Source organism: Brucella sp. IR073 (genome assembly GCF_049065735.1).
Taxonomy (GTDB): domain Bacteria; phylum Pseudomonadota; class Alphaproteobacteria; order Rhizobiales; family Rhizobiaceae; genus Paramesorhizobium.
This window is the reverse complement of record NZ_JBAKHD010000004.1, coordinates 74,086-95,324: the sequence shown is the minus strand read 5'-3', so window position 1 is coordinate 95,324 and position 21,239 is coordinate 74,086. Positions and strand designations below refer to the sequence as shown.

Genomic DNA, 21,239 nt, shown 5'->3' with positions numbered 1-21,239 from the left:
GTCAACTCAGTAAAGCCCGCCCGAGCCTGACGTAATCGCGCGGTTGGCCTGCGGCGATTGCGGCACAACGGGCGTGCCTTCCTGGAAACTGTCCATGCCGATGACGGAATAGACATTGGCAGGGCCGGTGCCCGGCTTGAACGCTTCCATGATGATGTCAGGGCCGGTGGCGCCGGGCTCGACTTCCATGCCGTTGCGGCGGTTAATGGCGATGAGCTTCATGCCCTCGGGCACGCGGAAATCCACCTTCGGCTTGCCGGCAAGCGCCTGCTCCATGAAATCCTTGAAGACGGGCGCGGCAAGGCCGCTGCCGGTGGCGCCATGGCCGAGCGGCGTCGGCGTATCGTAGCCCAGATAGACGCCGACGACGAGGTCGGGCGTGAAGCCGACGAACCAGGCGTCCTTTTCGTCATTGGTGGTGCCGGTCTTGCCCGCCAGCGGACGGTCGAGGCTTTTCAGGACCGTTGCGGTACCGCGCTGAATCACGCCTTCCATCATGGAGGTGATCTGATAAGCCGTCATCGGATCGAGCACCTGGTCGCGCTCGTCGATCAGTTCCGGCTCCGGCTGGTTGACCCAGGCCGTGGCGGTGCAGCCGTCGCATTTGCGCTGGTCGTGCTTGAAGATCGTCTTGCCGTAGCGGTCCTGAATGCGGTCGATCATGGAGGGCATGATGCTGCGCCCGCCATTGGCGATGATCGAATAGGCCGTCACCATGCGCAGCACTGTCGTCTCGCCCGCGCCCAGCGACATGGCAAGCACCGGCAGCATCTTGTCATAAATGCCGAAGCGCTCGGCATATTCGGCGACGAGATTCATGCCCATGTCCTTGGCGAGCCGCACGGTCATCAGGTTGCGTGACTGCTCGATGCCGTAGCGCAGCGTCGAGGGGCCGGCGAACTTGCCCGAGTAGTTCTTGGGGGCCCAGATGCCGAGCTCACCGCCCTGGTCCACCTCGATCGGCGCGTCCAGGACCACGGAGGCCGGCGTATAGCCATTGTCGAGCGCAGCGGCGTAGACGAAAGGCTTGAAGGACGAGCCGGGCTGGCGCATCGCCTGGGTGGCGCGGTTGAACTCGGACTCGGAATAGGAGAAACCGCCGATCAGCGCGAGCACGCGGCCCGTATGCGGGTCCATCGCCACCATCGCGCCCTGGATCTTCGGCGGCTGGCGCAGCATATAATCGTTCTCGCTGCCTTCCTTCTTCTCGACGAACACGACATCGCCCGGCTTCAGCACGCCCTCGGGCGACTTTACCGAGGTACGCTCTCCATCGACGATGCGGCGATAGGCCCATTTCATGTCAGCGGCGGGAATGAAGCCGGTCTTGCGGTCCTTAGTGCGCGCGCCGGAAATGTCGCGCGGCGGCTGCAGGCCGATTTCGGCGCCTTCCTTGCTCACGTCGAGAACGACGGCGAGCTGCCATTCCGGCACGTCGGCGAACGCTTCGATCTGGCCCAGCGGCACGCCCCAGTCGGAGCCCATGTCGATGTGCTTGTACGGGCCGCGATAGCCCCTGCCCTCGTCATATTTGATGAGTGCCCTATGAAGCGCGGCGCGCGCCATCACCTGGGTTTTCGGGTCGAGCGTTGTGCGCACCGACAGGCCGCCCTCATAGAGCGCGTTCACGCCATATTTGTTGATGATCTGGCGGCGCACTTCCTCGGTGAAATATTCGGACGCAAAGAGATTGTTGCCATTGGCGCGCGGCTTGACGCCGAGAGGCTCGGCCTTGGCCGCGGTCCCCTCCTCCGGCGTGACATAGCCATTCTCGACCATGCGGTCGATCACCCAGTTGCGGCGCTCGATGGCGCGCTCGGCCTGGCGAAAGGGATGATAATTCGCCGGCCCCTTCGGCAGGGCCGCGAGATAGGCCGCCTCGGCGATGGTGAGGTCGTTGACCGATTTGTCGAAATAGGTGAGCGCCGCGCCCGCGACACCATAGGAGCCGAGACCGAAGAAAATCTCGTTGAGGTAGAGCTCGAGAATGCGGTCCTTGGAATAGGCCTGCTCGATGCGCAGCGCCAGGATCGCCTCCTTGATCTTGCGGTCATAGGTCTGCTTCGAGGTCAGCAGGAAGTTCTTCGCCACCTGCTGCGTGATGGTCGAGGCGCCGACCGGACGGCGGCCGGAGCCGAAATTCTTGATATTGGCCACCACCGCACGGGCGATGCCGCCGACGTCCACGCCGGGATGCTGGTAGAAATTCTTGTCCTCGGCCGAAATAAACGCCGCCTTGACGCGGTCCGGAATCACCTGGATGGGCAGGAAAAGACGCCGTTCGCGCGCAAACTCGGCCATCAGGCTACCGTCCGCGGCATGGATGCGGGTCGTCACCGGGGGCTCATATTGCGCGAGCACCTCATAGTTCGGCAGGTCCTTGCTTACATTGCCGACATAGAGGGCGACGCCGCCTGCGACCAGAAGGAAGGCCACCGCGCCGATCCCGAAGAAATATCCGATGAGTCTTATCATATGTATCCGGATTCCTGCCCTCAGATTATCTGTGATCGCCAGGGGCGCAGCTTACCTTACGAAAACGCCTCATACGCAAGCTAAAGGGTACTGGCCGTCAAATGCGACAAAGACAAGGACGTGTTGCCGTAATTCAGAACTTAACCACGTACACTGCAGATTCGCCATGCGAAATGCCGAAACCTGTTGCAGGGGAACCTCACTCCCCGCTCTTGGTCACCGCCTGCCTGCTCTTCAACGCGGCGAATGCCTTGACCGCTTCGGCGAGCCCGGCCGCGACACGCGCGCGCCAGGCCGGGTCGGTCATCAGCTTTTCATCCTCGGCGTTGGAGAGATAGCCGATTTCCACCAGCACGGACGGTACATCCGGCGCGCGCAGCACCTGAAAACCGGCGAAACGGTGCGGATTGTTGATAAGGCTCGTCTGATCCTGGAGGGCATTCACAACCTTGCCCGCAAAACTCAATGAGAAGGCATGGGTTTCGCGGCGCGTGAGGTCGGCGAGGATATCGGACACCTCCGGCGGCTCCTCATGGGTAAGCCCCGCGGCGGCGTCCGACTTATTTTCGCGCTCCGCCATGGCGCGCGCCATGGCGTCGGATGCCTTGTCGGAGAGGGTGTAGACCGTCGCGCCCCTAATATCGTGCTGGTTGATCGTGTCGGCATGGATGGAAATGAAGAGATCCGCCTCATGCTGGCGGGCGATGCGCACCCGCTCGGCCAAACGCAGGAAGGTGTCGTCCTCGCGCGTCATCAGCACCCGCATATCGCCGCTCTTCGTCAGAACATCGCGAAACTCGCGCGCGAAGGCGAGCGTCACGTCCTTTTCCTTGACGCCATGCAGGCTTTCGGCGCCGGCGTCGATGCCGCCATGGCCGGGATCGATCATGACGGTGAAGACATGGGGCGGCGAAGGCTCGGGATTCGCGCCGACGCGGTCGCCCTTGCGCTCTGCGCGCGCCGTGCCGGGGCTCGGCTTCTGCGCATCGAGCGCGGCGGCAAACTCCCGGTCCGACGTGGCGACGATATCTGCCATCAGACGGTAGCCCGGCGTGTTCTCGTTTTTGACGACGCGCACGCCTTCCAGCTTGAAAGGCCCGCGGAGGGTGAGAATCATTCTCGACCTGTTGTCGCCGACAAGGCCGTAGCGCACATGGGTTATGAGCCCGCGCGGCTCGAGCGATTTCTTGTCGAAGCCGAACGTCGCCCTCGGCAGGTCGATCACCAGCCGATGCGGATGGGCAAGAAGAAGAGTCGAAACCTCCGGCTCGCGATCGAATATCACCACAACGCGGGTGCGCAGCTCGTCGCCCGCCGCCCGAAATGTGAGCGCGGCGAGCGACGCATCGGCCCTGGCCGCGCCCATCAAGGCGACGAGAAACAGGAGGACAGCCCCCGGCACTTGCGCGAAGCGCCAGAAAATATCGTTCTTCTCCCATTTTAAGAACAGTGGCGGCATGGACCCTTCGGCATCATATCTAATCGTAAACAAGGAGTAATTCGTTATGGTTAACGAAGCCTTGCCCCTGACATTCGGTCTTGTCATCGTCTATATGAGGTCATAAAAGCAAGTCGGGTTACAAATTTGCCGTCGGAATCAATTCCGGCAATGTTGCGATAGCGCCACGTTGTGGCGGGATTGCGGGGAACGGCAAAGGCGGGGCAAAACGCTGGGTAACCGGCACGGAATTTGCGGAAAGCGACGCGTGTTTGTCCTTTCCGCTTAAACAAAGAGGTGGAGCGCGTCTCCCAGGCGGCTTCATCGGCTCCAAGCGAGCATAAAAGGTCGGTCCGGCATTTCGGACCATGTATGAGGTCGTTTCGTTCGGAACAGATAATGGGTCATATGGAATTGACCAGTGCCAGCCTGAGTACCGCGATCGCCGGAAGGCAGTTGCGTGTGCAGGCCGGTCGATCTGCCCCAGCGAACCCAAGATTATCCGGCAAGCACGCGAACCTGCGGTCGAACGCCTCCCCGGCGGGACCCTTGTCGTCCGTCGCGCGCTTCTGCGCCGGTAGGAAAAACAATAATGTCCAACAAGATGCTAATAGACGCCTCCCACCAGGAGGAGACCCGCGTTGTCGTGGTTCGCGGCAACCGGATTGAAGAATTCGACTTCGAATCCGAGCATAAGAAGCAGCTCAAAGGGAATATCTATCTGGCGCGTGTGACGCGCGTCGAGCCCTCGCTCCAGGCCGCCTTTGTCGAATATGGCGGCAACCGGCACGGCTTCCTTGCCTTCAGCGAAATCCACCCGGACTACTACCAGATCCCCGTCGCCGACCGTCAGGCGCTTCTGGAAGCGGAAGCGAAGGCTGCCAGCGAGGAAGATGAGGACGAGGACGGCAATGGCCGCGAGGACAAGTCGCGCCGCAAGCGCCGAGACAAGCGCCGCCGCCCCGAAGATTCGGGCGCGAAGGCCGAAGCCGTCGACGATGACGCGACGGAAGGCGAGATCGCGGCGGACGACGAAGGCGATGAGCCGGGCAGCATGTCCATTGCCGCGGCGGTGGAAGGCGGCGTGATCTCCGAAGCGCTTCCTGACGATGCGGACTTCGATGAAACGGACGCTGAGGGCGCGCCGGACGAAGAGGCACGGCGTCCGTCATCCAGGCGCCGCCGCAAGGAGGCCGCCGACGAGGACCAGGAAGAAAACGAGGTGGTCGAGTCGGTCGGCGCAGAGGATGCGCTGGAGGAAGTGCCGACGCACCAGCGCTTCCAGCGCCGCCAGTACAAGATCCAGGAAGTGATCAAGCGCCGGCAGATCCTGCTCGTCCAGGTGGTCAAGGAAGAGCGCGGCAATAAGGGCGCGGCGCTGACGACTTATCTTTCGCTCGCCGGGCGCTATTCCGTGCTGATGCCGAACACCGCGCGTGGCGGCGGCATTTCCCGCAAGATCACCAATCCGCAGGACCGCAAGCGCCTGAAGGAAATCGTCACCGAGCTCGAAGTGCCGAAGGGCATGGGCGTGATCCTGCGCACCGCCGGAGCGAACCGCACCAAGGCGGAGGTGAAGCGCGACTACGAATATCTGATGCGGCTGTGGGAAAATGTCCGCACGCTGACGCTGCAATCGACGGCTCCTGCCCTCGTCTATGAGGAAGGCAGCCTTATCAAGCGCTCGATCCGCGACCTCTACAACAAGGATATCGGCGAAATCCTCGTGGCCGGCGAGGATGGCTATCGCGAGGCCAAGGATTTCATGCGGATGCTGATGCCGAGCCACGCCAAGGTGGTTCAGCCCTATCGCGATCCGGTGCCGATCTTCGCCCGCAACGGCATCGAGGCGCAGCTCGACCGGATGCTGCAGCCGCAGGTGACACTGAAGTCCGGCGGCTATCTCATCATCAACCAGACGGAAGCGCTCGTCTCCATCGACGTCAATTCCGGGCGCTCGACGCGCGAGCACTCGATTGAGGACACCGCGCTCCAGACCAATCTGGAAGCGGCGGAGGAAGTGGCGCGGCAATTGCGCCTGCGCGACCTTGCCGGCCTGATCGTGATCGACTTCATCGATATGGAGGAGAAGCGCAACAACCGGGCGGTCGAAAAGCGGCTAAAGGATTGCCTCAAGGACGATCGCGCGCGCATCCAAGTGGGCCGCATCTCGCATTTCGGCCTTCTGGAGATGTCCCGCCAGCGCATCCGCGCGTCGGTGCTTGAAAGCACGATGCAGGTCTGCGCCCATTGCGCCGGCACCGGCTATGTCCGCTCCGCCTCGTCGGTCGGGCTGCATGTGATGCGCTCGATCGAGGAATATCTGCTGCGCCACTCGACGCATAATATCATCGTGCGCACCCCGGTTTCGACCGCGCTTTATGTGCTCAATCATAAGCGCAGGAATCTGGCCGATCTCGAAGCCCGTTTCGGCCTGACCATCGATATCGAGGCCGACGACAGCATCAGCGTGCAGCAGCACCTTGCCATCGACCGGGGTACCCCGGCGCTTGGCCCCGTCGCGCCCGCACCTGTCGTTGCACCCTATCCCGAGCCCGTCGAGGAAGACATCGATGAGCCGGAAATCGCCGTCGAGGACGAGGAAGAAGAGACCAGCGAATCCGCGCGTGAAGAGCGCTCCGACGAAAACGGCCGTAAGCGCCGCCGCCGTCGTCGCCGCCGTGGCGGGCGGGATCGGGAGGCGCAGGAGAACGGCGCCGCCGATGCCCAGTCGGGCGCCCGTGAGGCCGGTGAGACGGACGACGATTCAGATGAGGATGGCGAGAACGCCTCCGCCGATGCCTCGGATGAAGGGCGCGGCAAGAAGCGCCGCCGTGGACGCCGTGGCGGACGCCGCAACCGCCGCGAAGGCGAGGATGCCGTTGCCGGCGTGAAGCTGGCGCCGGTGCCGCCCGCAGAGCCGGTGGGTGACGTGGCCGCGCTGGAAGCAGCGCGCGCCGCCGCCCTCGCCGCCATCACGGAAGCAGTAGTAGCCGAAGCTCCCGCGGAGGAAGCGCCCGTCGCCGCCGCTCCGGTCGAGGCCGAAACGGTCTCGGCGCCCGTGGAAGACGTTGAGGCCGCAGCCAGCGTCGAAGGCACGGAACCGCCGAAGAAACCGACGCGCCGACGCTCTACCAAGGCCAAGCCCGTGGAGGAAGCGGTCGTGACGGCTGCCGAGGATCTGGAGGCGGCTCCGGTGGAGGAGAAACCCGCCAAGCCTGCCCGCAAGAGCCGGAAGAAGGCCGCGCCCGTGACGGAGGCCGCTGAGCCGGCTGAGACCGCCGATGGAGGCGCGCAGTCCGAACCGGCGGCGGAAACGCCCGCCGTCGCGGAGGACAAAAGCGAGGCTGCGCCGCAGGAGCCTCCTGCCCCGGCGGTTCCGCCGGTCGTCCCTCCCCCGGCGAGCGAGCCTGTCGTGACATCGAGCGCTTCTGATGAGGATTCAAAGCCGAAGCGCGCCGGATGGTGGCAGCGCAAGGGGTTCTTCTGAGAAAAAGCCTCAGCAATGTTCAAAAAACCGGCGGAAACGCCGGTTTTTTATTTGGCCCTTCACAATTTCCACGCGGCGGAACATTGGCACCACCCATTCGTTCCCGACCAATATCGATCCGGCGGCGGGGCATCCACAGCTGAAGGAGAGATTGCCATGAAAGTTGGAAACTGCATGACGAAAGAGGTCAGGATCGCCAATCCCGACCAGCCGATCCGCGAGGTCGCGCAGTTAATGGAAAAGCTCGATGCCGGAGCGGTGCCTGTCGGAGAGAACGACCGGCTGGTCGGCATGATTACCGACCGCGATATCGCGATCCGAGGCGTGGCGGCTGGCAAAGGCCCGGACACCAAGGTCCGCGACGTCATGAGCGCGGATGTCAAATATTGCTTCGAAGACGAAGATGTCGGCCATGTTCTCGAGAATATGAGCCATTTGCAGGTTCGCCGCCTGCCTGTTCTCAACCGGGAAAAACGTCTGGTCGGGATTGTCTCGCTGGGAGACCTCGCCAAGGAGAAAGATGAGCCGAAGGAGACGGCGGAAGCGTTGAAGGGCATTTCCCAACGCGGCGGGCAACATTCGCAAACCCTCCACTGACAGGCCGGGTTTACTCGCGGGAAACACACATAATCGAGAGCGTATGGATCGAACCGCCTTTATTGCGCGTTAGGCATGGCGCAGCCGTGCGACCACGGCTGGCCATTCCGACGAAAGGGCAAGGCAATGGTCCAGAATGTGAACAAATGGTCGAAAGACGTGACCGAGCATGACAATCCCCTCGGGTTGGAACCGGGCGTTTTCGCGCGGGGCGATGCCAAGGAAATCGCGGCCATGCTACAGCATTCGGCAGAGGAAAAGGGTGACGCCGATCCTTACCGCTCCGCCATGTCAATGCTGGATTTCTACATCAACCGCGCCGGCAGAAATCTTTCGCCGGAGCGCAAAGCAGTGCTGGAGAACACAAAGGGCGATCTGCGCCGGCTTTATGGCCGCGCGGACTGAACCGGCTCAGGGTGCGCGATCGACAAGCCCATCCGCGCCTTTCTTTTCCGCGCAATGGGCGCAGCAGTAAATGACGCCGTCCTGCTCCACGCCATGACCGACGATGCGGACCTCGCAATTGGGACAGACGGGCGCGAGTTTCTGGATCGCGCATTCGAAACTGTCGAATGTGTAGACCGCCTCGCCCATACTGACCTGAAAGGGCTTGTCGTAATCATTGCCGCATTGATCGCAACGGGCCATGGCAATTCTCCTTCCGGGAAACGCCCTCACGGGTTGAACCAAACAACGGACTCCCGCTCAAATCGTTCCCTCCGCTGTACCGGACTAGCTTATGCCAGCCAGTTCGCCAGCCTTTTGATGGCCTCCTCCATATCCTCCCGCGCGCCGGCGTAGGAGAAGCGCATGGTGCGGTGGCCTTCGATCGGATCGAAATCATGGCCGGGTGTCGCCGCAACATTGACCTCGGCAATCATGCGGCGGGCGAAGTCCATGCTGTCATTGGTGAAGCGCGAGACATCGCAATAGGCGTAAAACGCGCCGTCCATGGGAGCAGCAAGGGGAAAGCCGATCTCAGGCAGGCCGCGCAGCAATATCTCCCGATTGAGCCGGTAACGGGCTTTGACCGCCTCGAGCTCCTCTGTCACCCCGAACGCCTCTATCGCCGCAATCTGCGAGAGTTCGGGGGCCGAAATATAAAGGCTTTGCGCCAGCCTTTCGACAGGACGCACGGCATCCCTTGGCAGGACCATCCAGCCGATACGCCATCCCGTCATACAATAATATTTGGAGAAGGAATTGATGACCGTGACGTCGTCTCCGAGCGACAGCGCGGTTAGATCCTCACCGATATAGGAAAGACGGTGGTAAATCTCGTCCGAGATGACCCTAATGCCAAGCTCGCGCGCCGTCTCGATGATATCACGCAGATCGTCGGTCGCGATGACGGCGCCGGTCGGGTTGGCGGGGCTGGCGAAGAGCACGCCTTTCAGCGGCTTTTCTGCATGCGCGGCACGCAAGGCCTCGCCCGTGAGATGATCGGGAATCTCCACGACTTCGAGCCCGAGCGCGCGCAGGATGTTGCGATAGGCCGGATAGCCCGGCCGGGTGATCGCCACCCGGTCGCCCGCGTCGAAAAAGCTGAGGAAAGCCAGATTAAAGGCCGCCGACGAGCCTGTCGTGACGGCGATGCGCTCCGGCTCGACATTGACACCGTAATGATCAAGGTAATGGGCCGCGATGGCCTCGCGCAAGGCGATGAGCCCCAGCGCGTCCGTATAGCCGATGCGTCCGTCGCGCAAGGCGCGCTCGGCGGCGGCGCGGACGGCTCGGGGCGCCGGATCGGCGGGCTGCCCCACCGCCATGGAGATGACTGGATGCCCCGCCGCGCGCCGGCGATTCGCCTCCGCCAGCACATCCATCGCATGAAACGGCTCCACATCGCCACGGCGCGAGAAAACGGTCAACTCATCCTCCTGATTACACTTAGCTTGGGGAATCCCCGCCGCACAATTGCCCGATTGCTATAGGCTACACAACATTCGCGTTATAAGATGGCTGATCACGAAAGCACCAGTGACCGGAAATCCCATGGGCCTTGCCGCATTCCTTCCCCGCCCCGTTTCCTCTATCGCGACCTGGCCGCGGAAATTCGCTGCCGCACTGACCGGCGCGGCCGTTAGCTTCCTCCCGCTGGACGCAGCCTCCGCGCAGGGGCGCTCCGTGCCGATCGTGCGCGATGCGGAGATTGAGGCGCTCGTCTCCGATTATGCCGCGCCGATCCTGAAAGCGGCCGGGCTCAACAGCCGCGGCATCCAGATCGTTCTCGTCAACAACAACAGCTTCAACGCCTTTGTCGATGGGCGGCGCATCTTCATCAACACCGGTACGCTGCTGCAGGCGGAAACGCCCAATGAGGTGATCGGGGTCATCGCGCACGAATCCGGCCATCTGGCGGGCGGGCACCAGCAGCGCCTGCGCGAGCAATTGGAAAGCGCGCAGAACATGGCCGTCATCGGCATGCTGCTCGGCATCGGCGCAACAGCGGCGGGCGCGGCGGCGGGCAACAGTTCCGTGGCGGGCGCAGGCGGCGGGCTTGCGCTTGGCGGCACGGAGATGGCGATGCGCAATCTCTTGAGCTATCAGCGCTCGGAGGAAGTCACCGCCGACCGCTCCGCCATCACCTATCTCGACAGGACCGGACAATCGGCCAGGGGCATGCTCGCCACATTCGAGCGCTTCGCCAACGCGCTGGCGTTGACGGGCACGCGGGTCGATCCCTACCGCATTAGTCACCCCTTGCCGCGCGAGCGTATCGCCAATCTGGAGACGCTCGCCCATGCCAGCCCCAATTTCGATAAAAAAGACCCGCCGGCGCTGCAACTGCGCCATGACCTGATGCGGGCCAAGATCGCCGCCTATACCGGAAACCAGAGTGCCATCGCCGGGCTGGCGCGCAAGGACCCGCGCGGGCTTGCCGTGCGTTACGGCGACGCGATTTCCACCTATCTCAACGGCTCCGCCCGCGCGGCAGTGCCGAAGATCGACGCGCTCATCAAGGAGCAGCCGAACAATCCGTATTTTCATGAGATAAAGGGCGAAATCCTTTTGAAAATGAATGACGCGGCGGGTGCGGCGAAGGCTTTCCAGCGTGCGAGCCAGCTCGATCCGAGAAAATCGAGCCTGATACGGATGAGCTATGGCCGCGCGCTCATGCTGACGGGGTCAAAAAGCAACATGCCGACCGCCGTGCGCGAATTGAAGGCCGGCATCGCGCGCGACCCGGATTTCGCGCAAGGCTACCAATATCTTGCGCAGGCCTATGGCCAGATGGGCGATATCGGGCAGGCGGAGCTCGCCACCGCCGACATGCACTATTATTCCGGCAACATCCAGGAAGCGAAAATCTTCGCGCTGCGGGCGCAGCAGAAGCTGAAGCGCGGCTCGCCGGAATGGGTGCGCGCGCAGGACATCATCAACAGCAAAAGCAGCAAAAAGAAGCGCTCGTAACCCGCGGGGCTGGCGCGCTTCCTCTTTGCTCAATACAGATAGTGTCAAAATCCAAATCCGGGAATCGGGACGAAGCGCATGAAAAAAGCCATTACCATCACCCTCGCCAGCGGCTTCGCCGGGCTCGCCGCCCTCTTCCTGGGCGTGCAGGCAGGGCATGTGCGCCTCGCGCCGGAGGCGGTCGCCGCCTCGACGGAAGCTGCTCCGCTCGACCGCGCGGCAGTGGAGCAGATCGTACGGGACTATCTCATCAAGAACCCGGAAGTGATGCTCGAGGTGCAGAGCGCGCTCGAAGCCAAGCAGGCGGCAGCAGCGCGGGACGGTCAGCGCGAGGCGATATCAGCCAATGCGGACAAGCTGTTCAAGTCGCCCGGCGATGCGGTGTTCGGCAATCCCAATGGCGACGTCACGGTGGTTGAGTTCTTCGATTACAATTGCGGCTACTGCAAGCACGCCCTGCCCGACATGGATGCGCTGATCAAGAGCGACTCGAACATCCGCTTTGTGATGAAGGAGTTCCCCATTCTCGGACCGGATTCGGTGAAAGCGCATATCGTAGCGCAGGCTTTCAAAGCGCTGATGCCGGAGAAATATCTTGAGTTCCACCGCACGCTTCTGGGCAACCAGGGCCGCGCCACGGAGGATTCCGCCATCGCTCTGGCGGTGAAGCTCGGCGCGGATGAAGCCAAGCTGCGCGAGAAGATGAAGGCGCCCGATATCACCGAGGCGTTCCAGATCAATTACCAGCTCGCCAATGCGCTCAACATCACGGGTACGCCCTCCTATATCATCGGTAATGAGGTGGTTCCGGGCGCAATCGGCCTTGAAGGCCTTGCCGAGAAGATCGCCGAGCAGCGCAAAGGCAATGGCTGAGCCAGCCCTGCAAGCCGAAAAACTGGTGGAGAAAACACAAAAAACCTATCGTTTTCCGCCATTTTCAGGCTTTTACCTTGCGCGCATCCCTTCTATATGGAATGCGCATCCGCGTTGACGTCTTGAAATACCGATGTCTTGAAGTACCGGCAGTTCCAAAGGTCAGTAGCAGTAACCGGATATGGCCCAGACGATCCTTGTTCTCAACGGTCCCAATCTCAACATGCTGGGAAAGCGTGAGCCGGGGATCTATGGCGCGGCGACCCTCGCCGATATTGAGGCGGCCTGCCAAAGCGAGGCCAAGGCCCTTGGCGTCGAGATCGAATTCCGGCAGTCGAACCATGAGGGCGACCTCATCGACTGGATCCAGGAAGCCGGGGAAAGAGGCGCGTCGGTGCTGATCAATCCGGCCGCCTATACGCACACATCGATCGCGCTGCAGGATGCGATCCGGGCGGCGAAGGTCACGGTCGTCGAAGTGCATCTTTCAAACATCCATGCGCGGGAGGCCTTCCGGCATCATTCATTCGTTTCGCCAGTGGCAAAGGGTGTCCTTTGCGGCTTCGGCGCGGACGGCTACGTGATGGGCTTGCGCGCCCTGGCGGCATTCGCCGCGCAGAACGACACCAGCGCATGATCCCCGCAAAGCCGAGGGCTTTTCGGATGGGATCGCGCGATTAAAAGAAGAACGGGAATAGTGGGAAAGGGCCAGGCAATGGCAAACAGAAGCGCAGGTATCGATAAGGAGATCATCCGCGATCTCGCGGAAATCCTGAACCAGACGGACCTGACCGACATCGAAATCGAACAGGGCGACCTGCGCATCCGCGTTTCGCGGCAGGTAACGATCAATGCGACCGTGCCGCAGCAGGCGCCGGTCTATGCGGCGGCTCCGGCTCCCGTGGCCGCTGCGCCTGTGGCCGTGGAGGCGCCGAAGCCCGCCGATGCATCGAAGAACGCCGTTCCTTCGCCCATGGTCGGCACGGCTTATCTTGCCCCCGCCCCCGGCGCGAAGCCCTTCATCGAGGTTGGCCAGAAGGTCAAGGAAGGCCAGACCCTGATGATCATCGAGGCGATGAAGACGATGAACCAGATCCCTTCGCCCCGCGCGGGAACCGTGACGGCCATCCTTGTCGATGATGCCCAGCCCGTCGAATATGGCGAGCCGCTGGTCGTTGTCGAATAAGGACGGGCGAGACACGATGTTTCAGAAAATCCTCATCGCCAATCGCGGCGAAATCGCACTCCGGGTGCTTAGGGCGTGCAAGGAGCTCGGCATCAAGACGGTGGCTGTGCATTCCACCGCCGATGCCGACGCGATGCATGTGCGCCTGGCCGACGAAAGCGTGTGCATCGGCCCCCCGCCCTCGCGCGAAAGCTATCTGAACATCCATCAGATCGTCGCGGCCTGCGAGATAACAGGTGCGGATGCCGTTCATCCCGGCTATGGCTTTTTGTCGGAGAATGCCAAGTTCGCCGAAATCCTCGAGGCGCACGGTATCACCTTCATCGGCCCGACGGCGGAGCATATCCGCCTGATGGGCGACAAGATCACCGCCAAGACCACGGCGCTGGAACTTGGTATTCCCGTCGTTCCCGGCTCGGACGGCGAGGTCCGGACCGAGGCGGACGCGCTGAAGACGGCGGCTTCCATCGGCTATCCCGTGCTGATCAAGGCGACGGCAGGTGGCGGCGGACGCGGCATGAAGGTGGCCAAGACCGAGGCTGATCTGATCGAGGCGTGGACCACGGCCCGCACCGAAGCGGCGGCGGCCTTCGGCAATGACGCCGTCTATATGGAAAAATATCTGGAAAAGCCACGCCACATCGAAATCCAGGTGTTCGGCGATGGCGAAGGCAATGCGGTGCATCTGGGCGAGCGCGATTGCTCGCTGCAGCGCCGCCACCAGAAGGTCTGGGAAGAGGCGAACTCCCCTGCCCTCAATGCCGAACAGCGCATGAAGATCGGCCAAATCTGCGCCGACGCAATGAAGAAACTGAAATATCGCGGCGCCGGCACGATCGAGTTCCTCTACGAGAATGGCGAGTTCTATTTCATCGAGATGAACACCCGCCTGCAGGTAGAGCATCCGGTCACCGAGGCGATCACCGGCATCGATCTGGTGCATGAGCAGATCCGCGTCGCTTCCGGCGGCGGCTTGTCGGTCCGCCAGGAAGATATTCGCTTCCAGGGCCATGCCATCGAGTGCCGCATCAATGCCGAGGACCCGCGCACCTTCACCCCCTCGCCCGGCACGATCACCCATTTCCATACGCCTGGCGGTCTTGGCATCCGCGTCGACTCGGGCGTCTATAGCGGCTACAAGATCCCCCCCTATTACGACAGCCTGATCGGCAAGCTGATCGTGCATGGACGCAACCGCGTGGAATGCATGATGCGGCTGCGGCGGGCGCTGGACGAGTTCGTGGTTGACGGCATCAAGACGACGCTGCCGCTTTTCCAGGATCTGATCAGCAATCCTGACATCGCCAATGGCGATTACGACATCCACTGGCTGGAGAAATATCTCGCCCGCCAGTCCGCGGAAGCCAAGGGCGAGTAACCGGCATGGCATTGGGGAGGCAGGCGAACGATTACCGTATTTCGCCTGATCTCCTTCTGCGCGCCTATGCCTCGGGCGTCTTCCCCATGGCGGAAGACGCCGACGACCCGGAGGTGTTCTGGGTCAGGCCGCAAAAGCGCGGCATCATTCCCCTCGACAATTTCCATGTGCCGAAGAGCCTGCGGAAGGTGATCCGGCAGGGGCGCTTCGAGATCCGGCTCGACACGGATTTCGAAGGCGTTATCGAAGGCTGCGCCGGCGGCACGGGCAAGCGCGCCCGCACCTGGATCAACCAACCGATCCGCGAGGTCTATACCGCCCTCTTCAAGCGCGGCCATTGCCACACCGTCGAGGCTTGGCGCGAGGGGCAGCTCGTCGGCGGGCTCTACGGCGTGACGCTGGGCAAGGCCTTCTTCGGCGAAAGCATGTTCTCGCGCGAGACCGACGCCTCCAAGGTCTGCCTCGTCCACCTCATCGAGCACCTCAACGCCCGCGGTTTCACCCTCCTCGACACGCAATTCACCACCCAGCACCTGGAACGCTTCGGCGCCATCGAAGTGCCGCGCAAACGCTATGAGCGGATGCTGGAGGAGGCACTGTCGGGGATGGTGGAGTTTTAGCACCGGGTCGGAATGTCGGAGCTTGCGACGGGTCCGGCGCCTGAATACCCCAGTCCGACAGGAAAAGCCGCCGCGAACCTGAAGCGTGTTGCAAAGTGCCGACAGGTTCGCACCACCCACAGCTCATTGAAATCATGGATTTTATTGCTTTCTGTCCCCTCGCCTGCATTCATTGCGGCGATAGGGGCCATCAGCTTCGCGCCAGCCAACGGCTTTTCTCCGCTATAACAATCGGTTATCAGCAACCAGTCGCCTCCTTCACGGAGGCGTGGATCGAAACTGAGAGGCGGCGCGAAGATGGGTATCGGACCTCGGGTCGCCTCCTTCACGGAGGCGTGGATCGAAACGATATTCCGTCGATTTGGCCTCGTATCGGCGGGATGGTCGCCTCCTTCACGGAGGCGTGGATCGAAACGCGCCGCACAGGCGAGATGGACGCCGAAGCCGCCGTCGCCTCCTTCACGGAGGCGTGGATCGAAACCCCCCGTGCTGCGGGGTCCCGCGCGGGTTGTCGTCGCCTCCTTCACGGAGGCGTGGATCGAAACAAAGACAGGTCGAAGCCCTCGATGCGATAGGCGTGTCGCCTCCTTCACGGAGGCGTGGATCGAAACGGCAATGCCAGCGAAGGCGACCGCCTCGGCATGAGTCGCCTCCTTCACGGAGGCGTGGATCGAAACCATGCGACTGACGCGGCCTCGATACCCGAACATACGTTGCCTCCTTCACGGAGGCGTGGATCGAAACATTTTCGCCATGCCCTTGGCGTATTCTTCACCGCGTCGCCTCCTTCGCGGAGGCGCGGATAGAAACACCCCCACCGCGGACGCCAAGCGCGAGCTGGTGACATGTCCCTCTTCCACGGAGAGCGCGGGACAACGTCTCCCATCACCGCAACGCTGGGGAGAAGCGTATCATTCCCGCACGCCAATCCGTAAAAAGGAGCGCCGGTTTCCCGGCGCTCTCCAACATCAACAGGCCAGTGTCTTACTGCGGCAACTTGTCATCGATGCCGGCGACGTAGAAGTTCATGCCGAGGATGGTGGCGTCGTCGGCGGTTTCGCCTTCTTTCAGCCAGACCGAGCCGTCCTGCTTCTTGATCGGGCCGGTGAAGGGTTTCAGCTCGCCCGAGGTGATCTTCGCTTGGGTCTCTTCGGCCATCTTCTTCACGTCGTCGGGCATATTGGTGTAGGGCGCCATCACGACGAAGCCGTCATGCATGCCGTGGAAAATATTCTGCGATTTCCACGTGCCGTCGAGCACCGCTTTGGTGCGCTCGATATAGTAGGGCGCCCAATTGTCGACGATCGAGGTCAGCTGCGTCTGCGGGCCGAACTTGATCATGTCGGATGCCTGGCCGAAAGCCTTAATGCCGCGCTCAGCCGCCACCTGCATGGCCGCGGTGGAATCGGTGTGCTGGGTGATGATGTCGACGCCCTGATCGATCAGCGCCTTGGCGGCGTCGGCTTCCTTGCCCGGATCGAACCAGGAATTGACCCAGATGACCTTGACCTTGAAATTCGGGTTGACCGACTGCGCGCCCAGCATGAAGGAGTTGATGCCCTGCACCACTTCGGGCACCGGCACCGAGGCGATGTAGCCGGCGACGCCCGCCTTCGACATTTTCGCGGCGATCTGGCCCTGCACGTAGCGGCCTTCATAGAAGCGCGAATTGTAGACCGCGACATTGTCGGCGGTCTTGTAGCCGGTCGCGTGCTCGAACTTCACGTCCGGGAACTTCTTGGCGACCTTGATCGTGGCGTCCATATAGCCGAAGGAGGTTGTGAAGATCAGCTTCGCGCCCGAGCGCGCCAGACGCTCGATGGAGCGTTCGGCATCCGAACCCTCGGGTACGTTTTCCAGATAGGTGGTCTCGATCTTGTCGCCCAGCGCCGCCTCGAGCGCCTTGCGGCCCTGATCGTGCTGATAGGTCCAGCCGAAATCGCCGGGCGGTCCGATATAGATGAAGCCGACCTTCAGCTTGTCCTCGGCATGGGCCGCGCCCGCAAATGCGACACTCGCTGCAGCGGCAAGCGCCAGAAGCATTTTCCTCATGTTGACTGCTCTCCTGTTATCAAGTGTGTCTGGTTACCGGTCCGGCACGAAGGGTTTGCCAAGCGAGGCCGGGGTATTGATCATGGTCGCACGACGGTTCCGCGAGATCAGGACGAGAACCAGAATCGTCGCCAGATAGGGCAAGGCGGACAGGAACTGCGACGGCAGGCCGAAGCCAAGCGCCTGCGTGTGCAGTTGTCCGATGGTGACCGCGCCGAAGAGATAGGCCCCCGCCAGCACGCGCCATGGCCGCCAGGAGGCGAAAACGACAAGCGCCAGCGCGATCCAGCCGCGACCGGCGGTCATGTTTTCCACCCATTGCGGCACGTAAACGAGCGAGAGCTGTGCACCCGCAAGCCCGGCGCAGGCGCCGCCGAACAGAACAGCGAGATAGCGGGTGCGCACCACATGGACGCCCAGCACATGGGCCGATTTGTGGTTGTCGCCGATGGCGCGCAGCGTCAGCCCGGCGCGGGTGCGGAACAGGAACCAGTGGACGCCGACGACGAGCAGGATCGAGAGATAGAAAATCGGGGCCTGCCCGAACAGGAATTTACCGATAAGCGGTACCTCGCTGAGGTACGGGATATGGATCGCTTCCATGCGCACGCCGGGCAGGCCGACAAAGCTCTCGCCGATCATGGCGGAGGCGCCGAGCCCCAGAATGGTGAGCGCCAAGCCACTCGCCACTTGATTGGTCACCAGCGTCAGCGTGAGGAAGCCGAACAGCGCCGAGAAGGCCGCGCCCGCGAGGATGGCGGCGAACATGCCGAGCCAGGCCGATCCGGTCATCTGCGCGGCGGCGAAGGCCGTGACAGCGCCCATGATCATCATGCCTTCGACGCCGAGATTGAGGACGCCGGAGCGCTCCACTACCAGTTCGCCAATGGCGGCGATGAGTAGCGGCGTGGCGGCGGTGGCGACGGTCAACAGGATGGCCTCGGTCATCTCCATGCGTCAGCCCTCCTTCTTAACCGGCTTCGATGAGACGAGCCGGATGCGGTAATGAATGAGCGTGTCGCTCGCCAGCACGAAGAACAGGATCATGCCCTGAAAGATGCGGGCGGATTTTTCCGAAATGCCGATGGCAACCTGCGCCGCCTCGCCGCCCAGATAGGACAAAGCGAGGACGAACCCGGCGGCGACAATGCCGAGCGGGTTGAGCCGGCCCAGAAATGCGACGATGATGGCGGTGAAGCCATAGCCCGGCGAAATGCTGGGGCGAAGCTGGCCGATGGCGCCGGAGACTTCCGCGATACCCGCCAGGCCGGCACAAGCGCCGGAGACGAGGAAGACGAAGAAGGTCATCCTCCCAGCGCTGAACCCGGCGAAGCGCCCTGCCCGCGGGCTGCCGCCGAGCACCCGCACCTCGAAGCCCTTCATGGTGCGCGCAAGCACGAACCAGAGGATGAGCGCGGTGAGGATGGCCAACACGATGCCCCAATGGGCGCGGCCCGATGCGGACCACACTTCCGGCAGGACGGCAGAGGCGTTGAACTGCCGCGTCTCGGGGAAATTATAGCCTTCCGGATTGCGCCACGGGCCGCGCACGATCCAATCGAGGAAATATTGCGCGATATAGACCAGCATCAGGCTCGTCAGGATCTCATTGGTGTTGAAGCGCACCTTGAGGAAGGCGGGGATGGCGGCATAGGCCGCGCCGCCGGCCATGCCCATCAATAGCATCAAGGGCAGCACCGCCCAGAACTGGAAATCCGGGAACATCACCGGCAGCACCGACCCGGCAATCGCCCCGGCGATGAACTGCCCTTCCGCGCCGATGTTCCAGACATTGGCGCGGTAGCAAAGCGAAAGGCCGGCCGCGATCAGGATCAGCGGTGCGGCCTTGACCATCAGCTCATGCAGCGACCAAACCTCGGTCAGCGGCTCGATGAAATAGACATAGAGAGCGTGAAGCGGCGGTTTGCCCATCAGCGCGAAGAGGATTGCCCCAGCGACGAGCGTCAGCATCAGAGCGATCAGAGGGGAAAGCGCGCTGAACAGGACGGAATGTTGCGGCCGCTTGACGAGTTCGATACGCATCATGCCGCCTTGCCTGTGATCTTCCGCCCAGCGTCGGCCCCGCCCATCATCAAGCCGATCTTTTCGAGCGTCACCTCGCTTGTCGGAAGCGCTTCCGAAAGCGTGCCGTGGTTCATGACGGCAATGCGGTCGCAGATTTCGAGAAGCTCGTCCAGATCCTGGCTGATGACGAGAACGGCAGAACCACTGCGAGCAAGATCGACCAGCGACTGGCGAATATGCGCCGCGGCTCCTGCGTCCACGCCCCATGTCGGCTGATTGACCACCAGCACGGCAGGCTTGCGGGCGAGCTCACGCCCGATTATGAATTTTTGCAGATTTCCGCCCGATAGCGCGGCAGCATCGGGGTTTTCGCCGCTCTTGCGCACGTCCATCGCCTTGACGATTGCACCTACGGCGGCTTGCAGGCCGCGATGGCGCAAGATCTTCAGCGGGCCGCCCTTGAGGAAGGCCTTGCCGTCGGTGGCATGGCGGGAAAGGAGAAGATTGTCGGTCAGCGGCAAATCGGGCACCGCGCCGTGGCCCAGCCGCTCCTCCGGCACGAAGGCCGCGCCGAGGCGTCTGCGCTTCTCGATATCCGCGCGCCCGGCGGGAACCCCTGATATCAACACCATACCGGCATTGGCCTGAAGCACCTCGCCTGACACCGCCTCGAAGAACTCGCCCTGCCCGTTGCCCGCTACCCCGGCAATGCCGATGATTTCGCCCGCATGGACGGAGAGGTTCATATCGTGAAGCGCGGTGGAGAACGGCCCGCGCGGCGGCTGGCTGAGGTTCACGATCTGGAGAAGCGGTTTTGCGTGGTTCGGCAGGCTTGCCGTAAGGGCGTCGCGCTGAACCATCTTGATCTCATTGCCGACCATCATGCGGGCGAGTGAGGCGGCGGTCTGCTGTCTCGGGTCGCAATGGCCCACCACCTTGCCGTGGCGCAGGACCGTGGCGCGGTCGCAGAGGCGCTTCACCTCCTCCAGCCGATGGCTGATATAGAGGATCGATTTGCCCTCGGCGCGCAGCCGCTCCAGCGTCTCGAACAGGCGGTCGGCCTCCTGCGGCGTCAGCACGGAGGTCGGCTCGTCGAGAATGATCAGATCCGGCTCCTGCAAGAGACAGCGGATGATCTCGATGCGCTGGCGCTCGCCCACCGAGAGGTCGCCGACCACGCTGTCGGGGTCGAGCGGCAGGCCGTACGCCTCGCCAATCTCGCGCGCCTTGGCGGCAATCGTCTTGAGTGGTATGGACTTGTCGAGCGATAACGCGATGTTCTCCGCTGCGGTCAGGGAGTCGAACAGCGAAAAATGCTGAAACACCATGCCGATGCCGAGCCCGCGCGCCATAGCGGGATTGGAAATGGAAACGGGGCGGCCCTTCCAGAATATCTCGCCCGAAGCGGGTTGGAGCGAGCCGAACAGCATTTTCACAAGGGTCGACTTGCCCGCGCCGTTCTCGCCCAGCAGCGCGTGGATTTCCCCCGGCTCAATGACGAGGTCAACCGCATCGCATGCCACCAGATTACCAAAAACCTTGGTGATCCGGCGCACATCAAGAAGCGGCGGGTTGGCGGATACAGCTGACACAAGTCCCCCAAAAGCTAATCAGAGCCTGGCCGGAACGGCCAAGCCCCGCTCAAGGCGTTCTTATGACAGCACCTCTAATATTGGGAAGTGCAAAAAAGG

17 protein-coding genes and 1 CRISPR repeat array are annotated in these 21,239 nt (G+C 62.5%); of the genes, 9 read left to right on the top strand and 8 right to left on the bottom strand.

Translation table 11 applies throughout. The features are described from left to right. Nucleotides 1-6: 6 nt before the first annotated feature. Together ACOWVG_RS09810 and ACOWVG_RS09805 are read right to left on the bottom strand one after the other, a co-directional pair. Complete coding sequence (locus tag ACOWVG_RS09810) at nucleotides 7-2,475, bottom strand: penicillin-binding protein 1A (protein WP_420961807.1); 2,469 nt, start codon at nucleotides 2,473-2,475, stop codon at nucleotides 7-9. Between the two features lie 199 nt (nucleotides 2,476-2,674). Further along, entirely contained in the window at nucleotides 2,675-3,841 is a 1,167-nt protein-coding gene (locus tag ACOWVG_RS09805) for an N-acetylmuramoyl-L-alanine amidase (protein ID WP_420962402.1), read from the bottom strand. 664 nt (nucleotides 3,842-4,505) lie between these two features. On the opposite strand from ACOWVG_RS09805, the gene ACOWVG_RS09800 reads away from it, so the two are divergent. From ACOWVG_RS09800 to ACOWVG_RS09790, 3 genes are all read left to right on the top strand, one after another. Then, nucleotides 4,506-7,403 carry an Rne/Rng family ribonuclease gene (locus ACOWVG_RS09800; RefSeq protein ID WP_420961805.1) on the top strand — a complete coding sequence of 966 codons (2,898 nt, stop codon included), beginning with the start codon at nucleotides 4,506-4,508 and terminating at the stop codon, nucleotides 7,401-7,403. Nucleotides 7,404-7,559: 156 nt separating this feature from the next. Next, the gene (locus ACOWVG_RS09795; RefSeq protein ID WP_420961804.1) at nucleotides 7,560-8,000 is read left to right on the top strand and encodes a CBS domain-containing protein; all 441 of its coding nucleotides are present in this window, start codon (nucleotides 7,560-7,562) and stop codon (nucleotides 7,998-8,000) included. 126 nt (nucleotides 8,001-8,126) lie between these two features. Beyond that, entirely contained in the window at nucleotides 8,127-8,405 is a 279-nt protein-coding gene (locus tag ACOWVG_RS09790) for a DUF3175 domain-containing protein (RefSeq protein ID WP_420961802.1), read from the top strand. 6 nt (nucleotides 8,406-8,411) lie between these two features. Here the strand turns inward: ACOWVG_RS09790 and ACOWVG_RS09785 are convergent, their stop codons facing one another. Beyond that, nucleotides 8,412-8,648: a hypothetical protein gene (locus ACOWVG_RS09785; RefSeq protein WP_420961800.1), complete on the bottom strand. Its 237-nt coding sequence runs from the start codon at nucleotides 8,646-8,648 to the stop codon at nucleotides 8,412-8,414. Nucleotides 8,649-8,737: 89 nt separating this feature from the next. Then, on the bottom strand, nucleotides 8,738-9,871 hold the full coding sequence (locus ACOWVG_RS09780) for a pyridoxal phosphate-dependent aminotransferase (RefSeq protein WP_420961798.1): 1,134 nt from the start codon (nucleotides 9,869-9,871) through the stop codon (nucleotides 8,738-8,740). Nucleotides 9,872-9,995: 124 nt separating this feature from the next. On the opposite strand from ACOWVG_RS09780, the gene ACOWVG_RS09775 reads away from it, so the two are divergent. The 6 genes from ACOWVG_RS09775 to aat all read left to right on the top strand — a co-directional run bounded on the left by ACOWVG_RS09775 (nucleotide 9,996) and on the right by aat (nucleotide 15,471). Next, nucleotides 9,996-11,414, top strand: a complete 1,419-nt coding sequence (locus tag ACOWVG_RS09775; RefSeq protein ID WP_420962401.1) for a M48 family metalloprotease — start codon at nucleotides 9,996-9,998, stop codon at nucleotides 11,412-11,414. Nucleotides 11,415-11,492: 78 nt separating this feature from the next. Beyond that, entirely contained in the window at nucleotides 11,493-12,287 is a 795-nt protein-coding gene (locus ACOWVG_RS09770; RefSeq protein ID WP_420961796.1) for a DsbA family protein, read from the top strand. Nucleotides 12,288-12,468: 181 nt separating this feature from the next. After that, the gene (gene aroQ / locus ACOWVG_RS09765) at nucleotides 12,469-12,924 is read left to right on the top strand and encodes a type II 3-dehydroquinate dehydratase (RefSeq protein WP_420961794.1); all 456 of its coding nucleotides are present in this window, start codon (nucleotides 12,469-12,471) and stop codon (nucleotides 12,922-12,924) included. Nucleotides 12,925-13,002: 78 nt separating this feature from the next. Next, nucleotides 13,003-13,473, top strand: coding sequence for an acetyl-CoA carboxylase biotin carboxyl carrier protein (gene accB, locus ACOWVG_RS09760; protein ID WP_420961792.1), 471 nt, complete (start codon nucleotides 13,003-13,005; stop codon nucleotides 13,471-13,473). Nucleotides 13,474-13,489: 16 nt separating this feature from the next. Next, nucleotides 13,490-14,851 carry an acetyl-CoA carboxylase biotin carboxylase subunit gene (gene accC, locus ACOWVG_RS09755; RefSeq protein WP_420961790.1) on the top strand — a complete coding sequence of 454 codons (1,362 nt, stop codon included), beginning with the start codon at nucleotides 13,490-13,492 and terminating at the stop codon, nucleotides 14,849-14,851. A 5-nt stretch (nucleotides 14,852-14,856) separates the two neighbouring features. Then, nucleotides 14,857-15,471 carry a leucyl/phenylalanyl-tRNA--protein transferase gene (gene aat / locus ACOWVG_RS09750; protein ID WP_420961789.1) on the top strand — a complete coding sequence of 205 codons (615 nt, stop codon included), beginning with the start codon at nucleotides 14,857-14,859 and terminating at the stop codon, nucleotides 15,469-15,471. Between the two features lie 248 nt (nucleotides 15,472-15,719). Further along, nucleotides 15,720-16,281: a CRISPR direct-repeat array (repeat unit 32 nt; unit sequence GTCGCCTCCTTCACGGAGGCGTGGATCGAAAC). A 174-nt stretch (nucleotides 16,282-16,455) separates the two neighbouring features. Here the strand turns inward: aat and ACOWVG_RS09745 are convergent. The 4 genes from ACOWVG_RS09745 to ACOWVG_RS09730 are packed head-to-tail and all read right to left on the bottom strand — an operon-like array spanning nucleotide 16,456 to nucleotide 21,140. Continuing rightward, nucleotides 16,456-17,523, bottom strand: a complete 1,068-nt coding sequence (locus tag ACOWVG_RS09745; protein WP_420961787.1) for a BMP family ABC transporter substrate-binding protein — start codon at nucleotides 17,521-17,523, stop codon at nucleotides 16,456-16,458. A 33-nt stretch (nucleotides 17,524-17,556) separates the two neighbouring features. Then, nucleotides 17,557-18,477 carry an ABC transporter permease gene (locus ACOWVG_RS09740; protein ID WP_420961785.1) on the bottom strand — a complete coding sequence of 307 codons (921 nt, stop codon included), beginning with the start codon at nucleotides 18,475-18,477 and terminating at the stop codon, nucleotides 17,557-17,559. A 3-nt stretch (nucleotides 18,478-18,480) separates the two neighbouring features. Then, the gene (locus tag ACOWVG_RS09735; protein ID WP_420962400.1) at nucleotides 18,481-19,566 is read right to left on the bottom strand and encodes an ABC transporter permease; all 1,086 of its coding nucleotides are present in this window, start codon (nucleotides 19,564-19,566) and stop codon (nucleotides 18,481-18,483) included. Next, a complete protein-coding gene (locus tag ACOWVG_RS09730; RefSeq protein ID WP_420961783.1) occupies nucleotides 19,566-21,140 on the bottom strand; it encodes an ABC transporter ATP-binding protein in 1,575 nt (524 codons plus the stop codon). The genes ACOWVG_RS09735 and ACOWVG_RS09730 overlap by 1 nt, the downstream gene beginning before the upstream one ends. Nucleotides 21,141-21,239 lie beyond the last annotated feature (99 nt).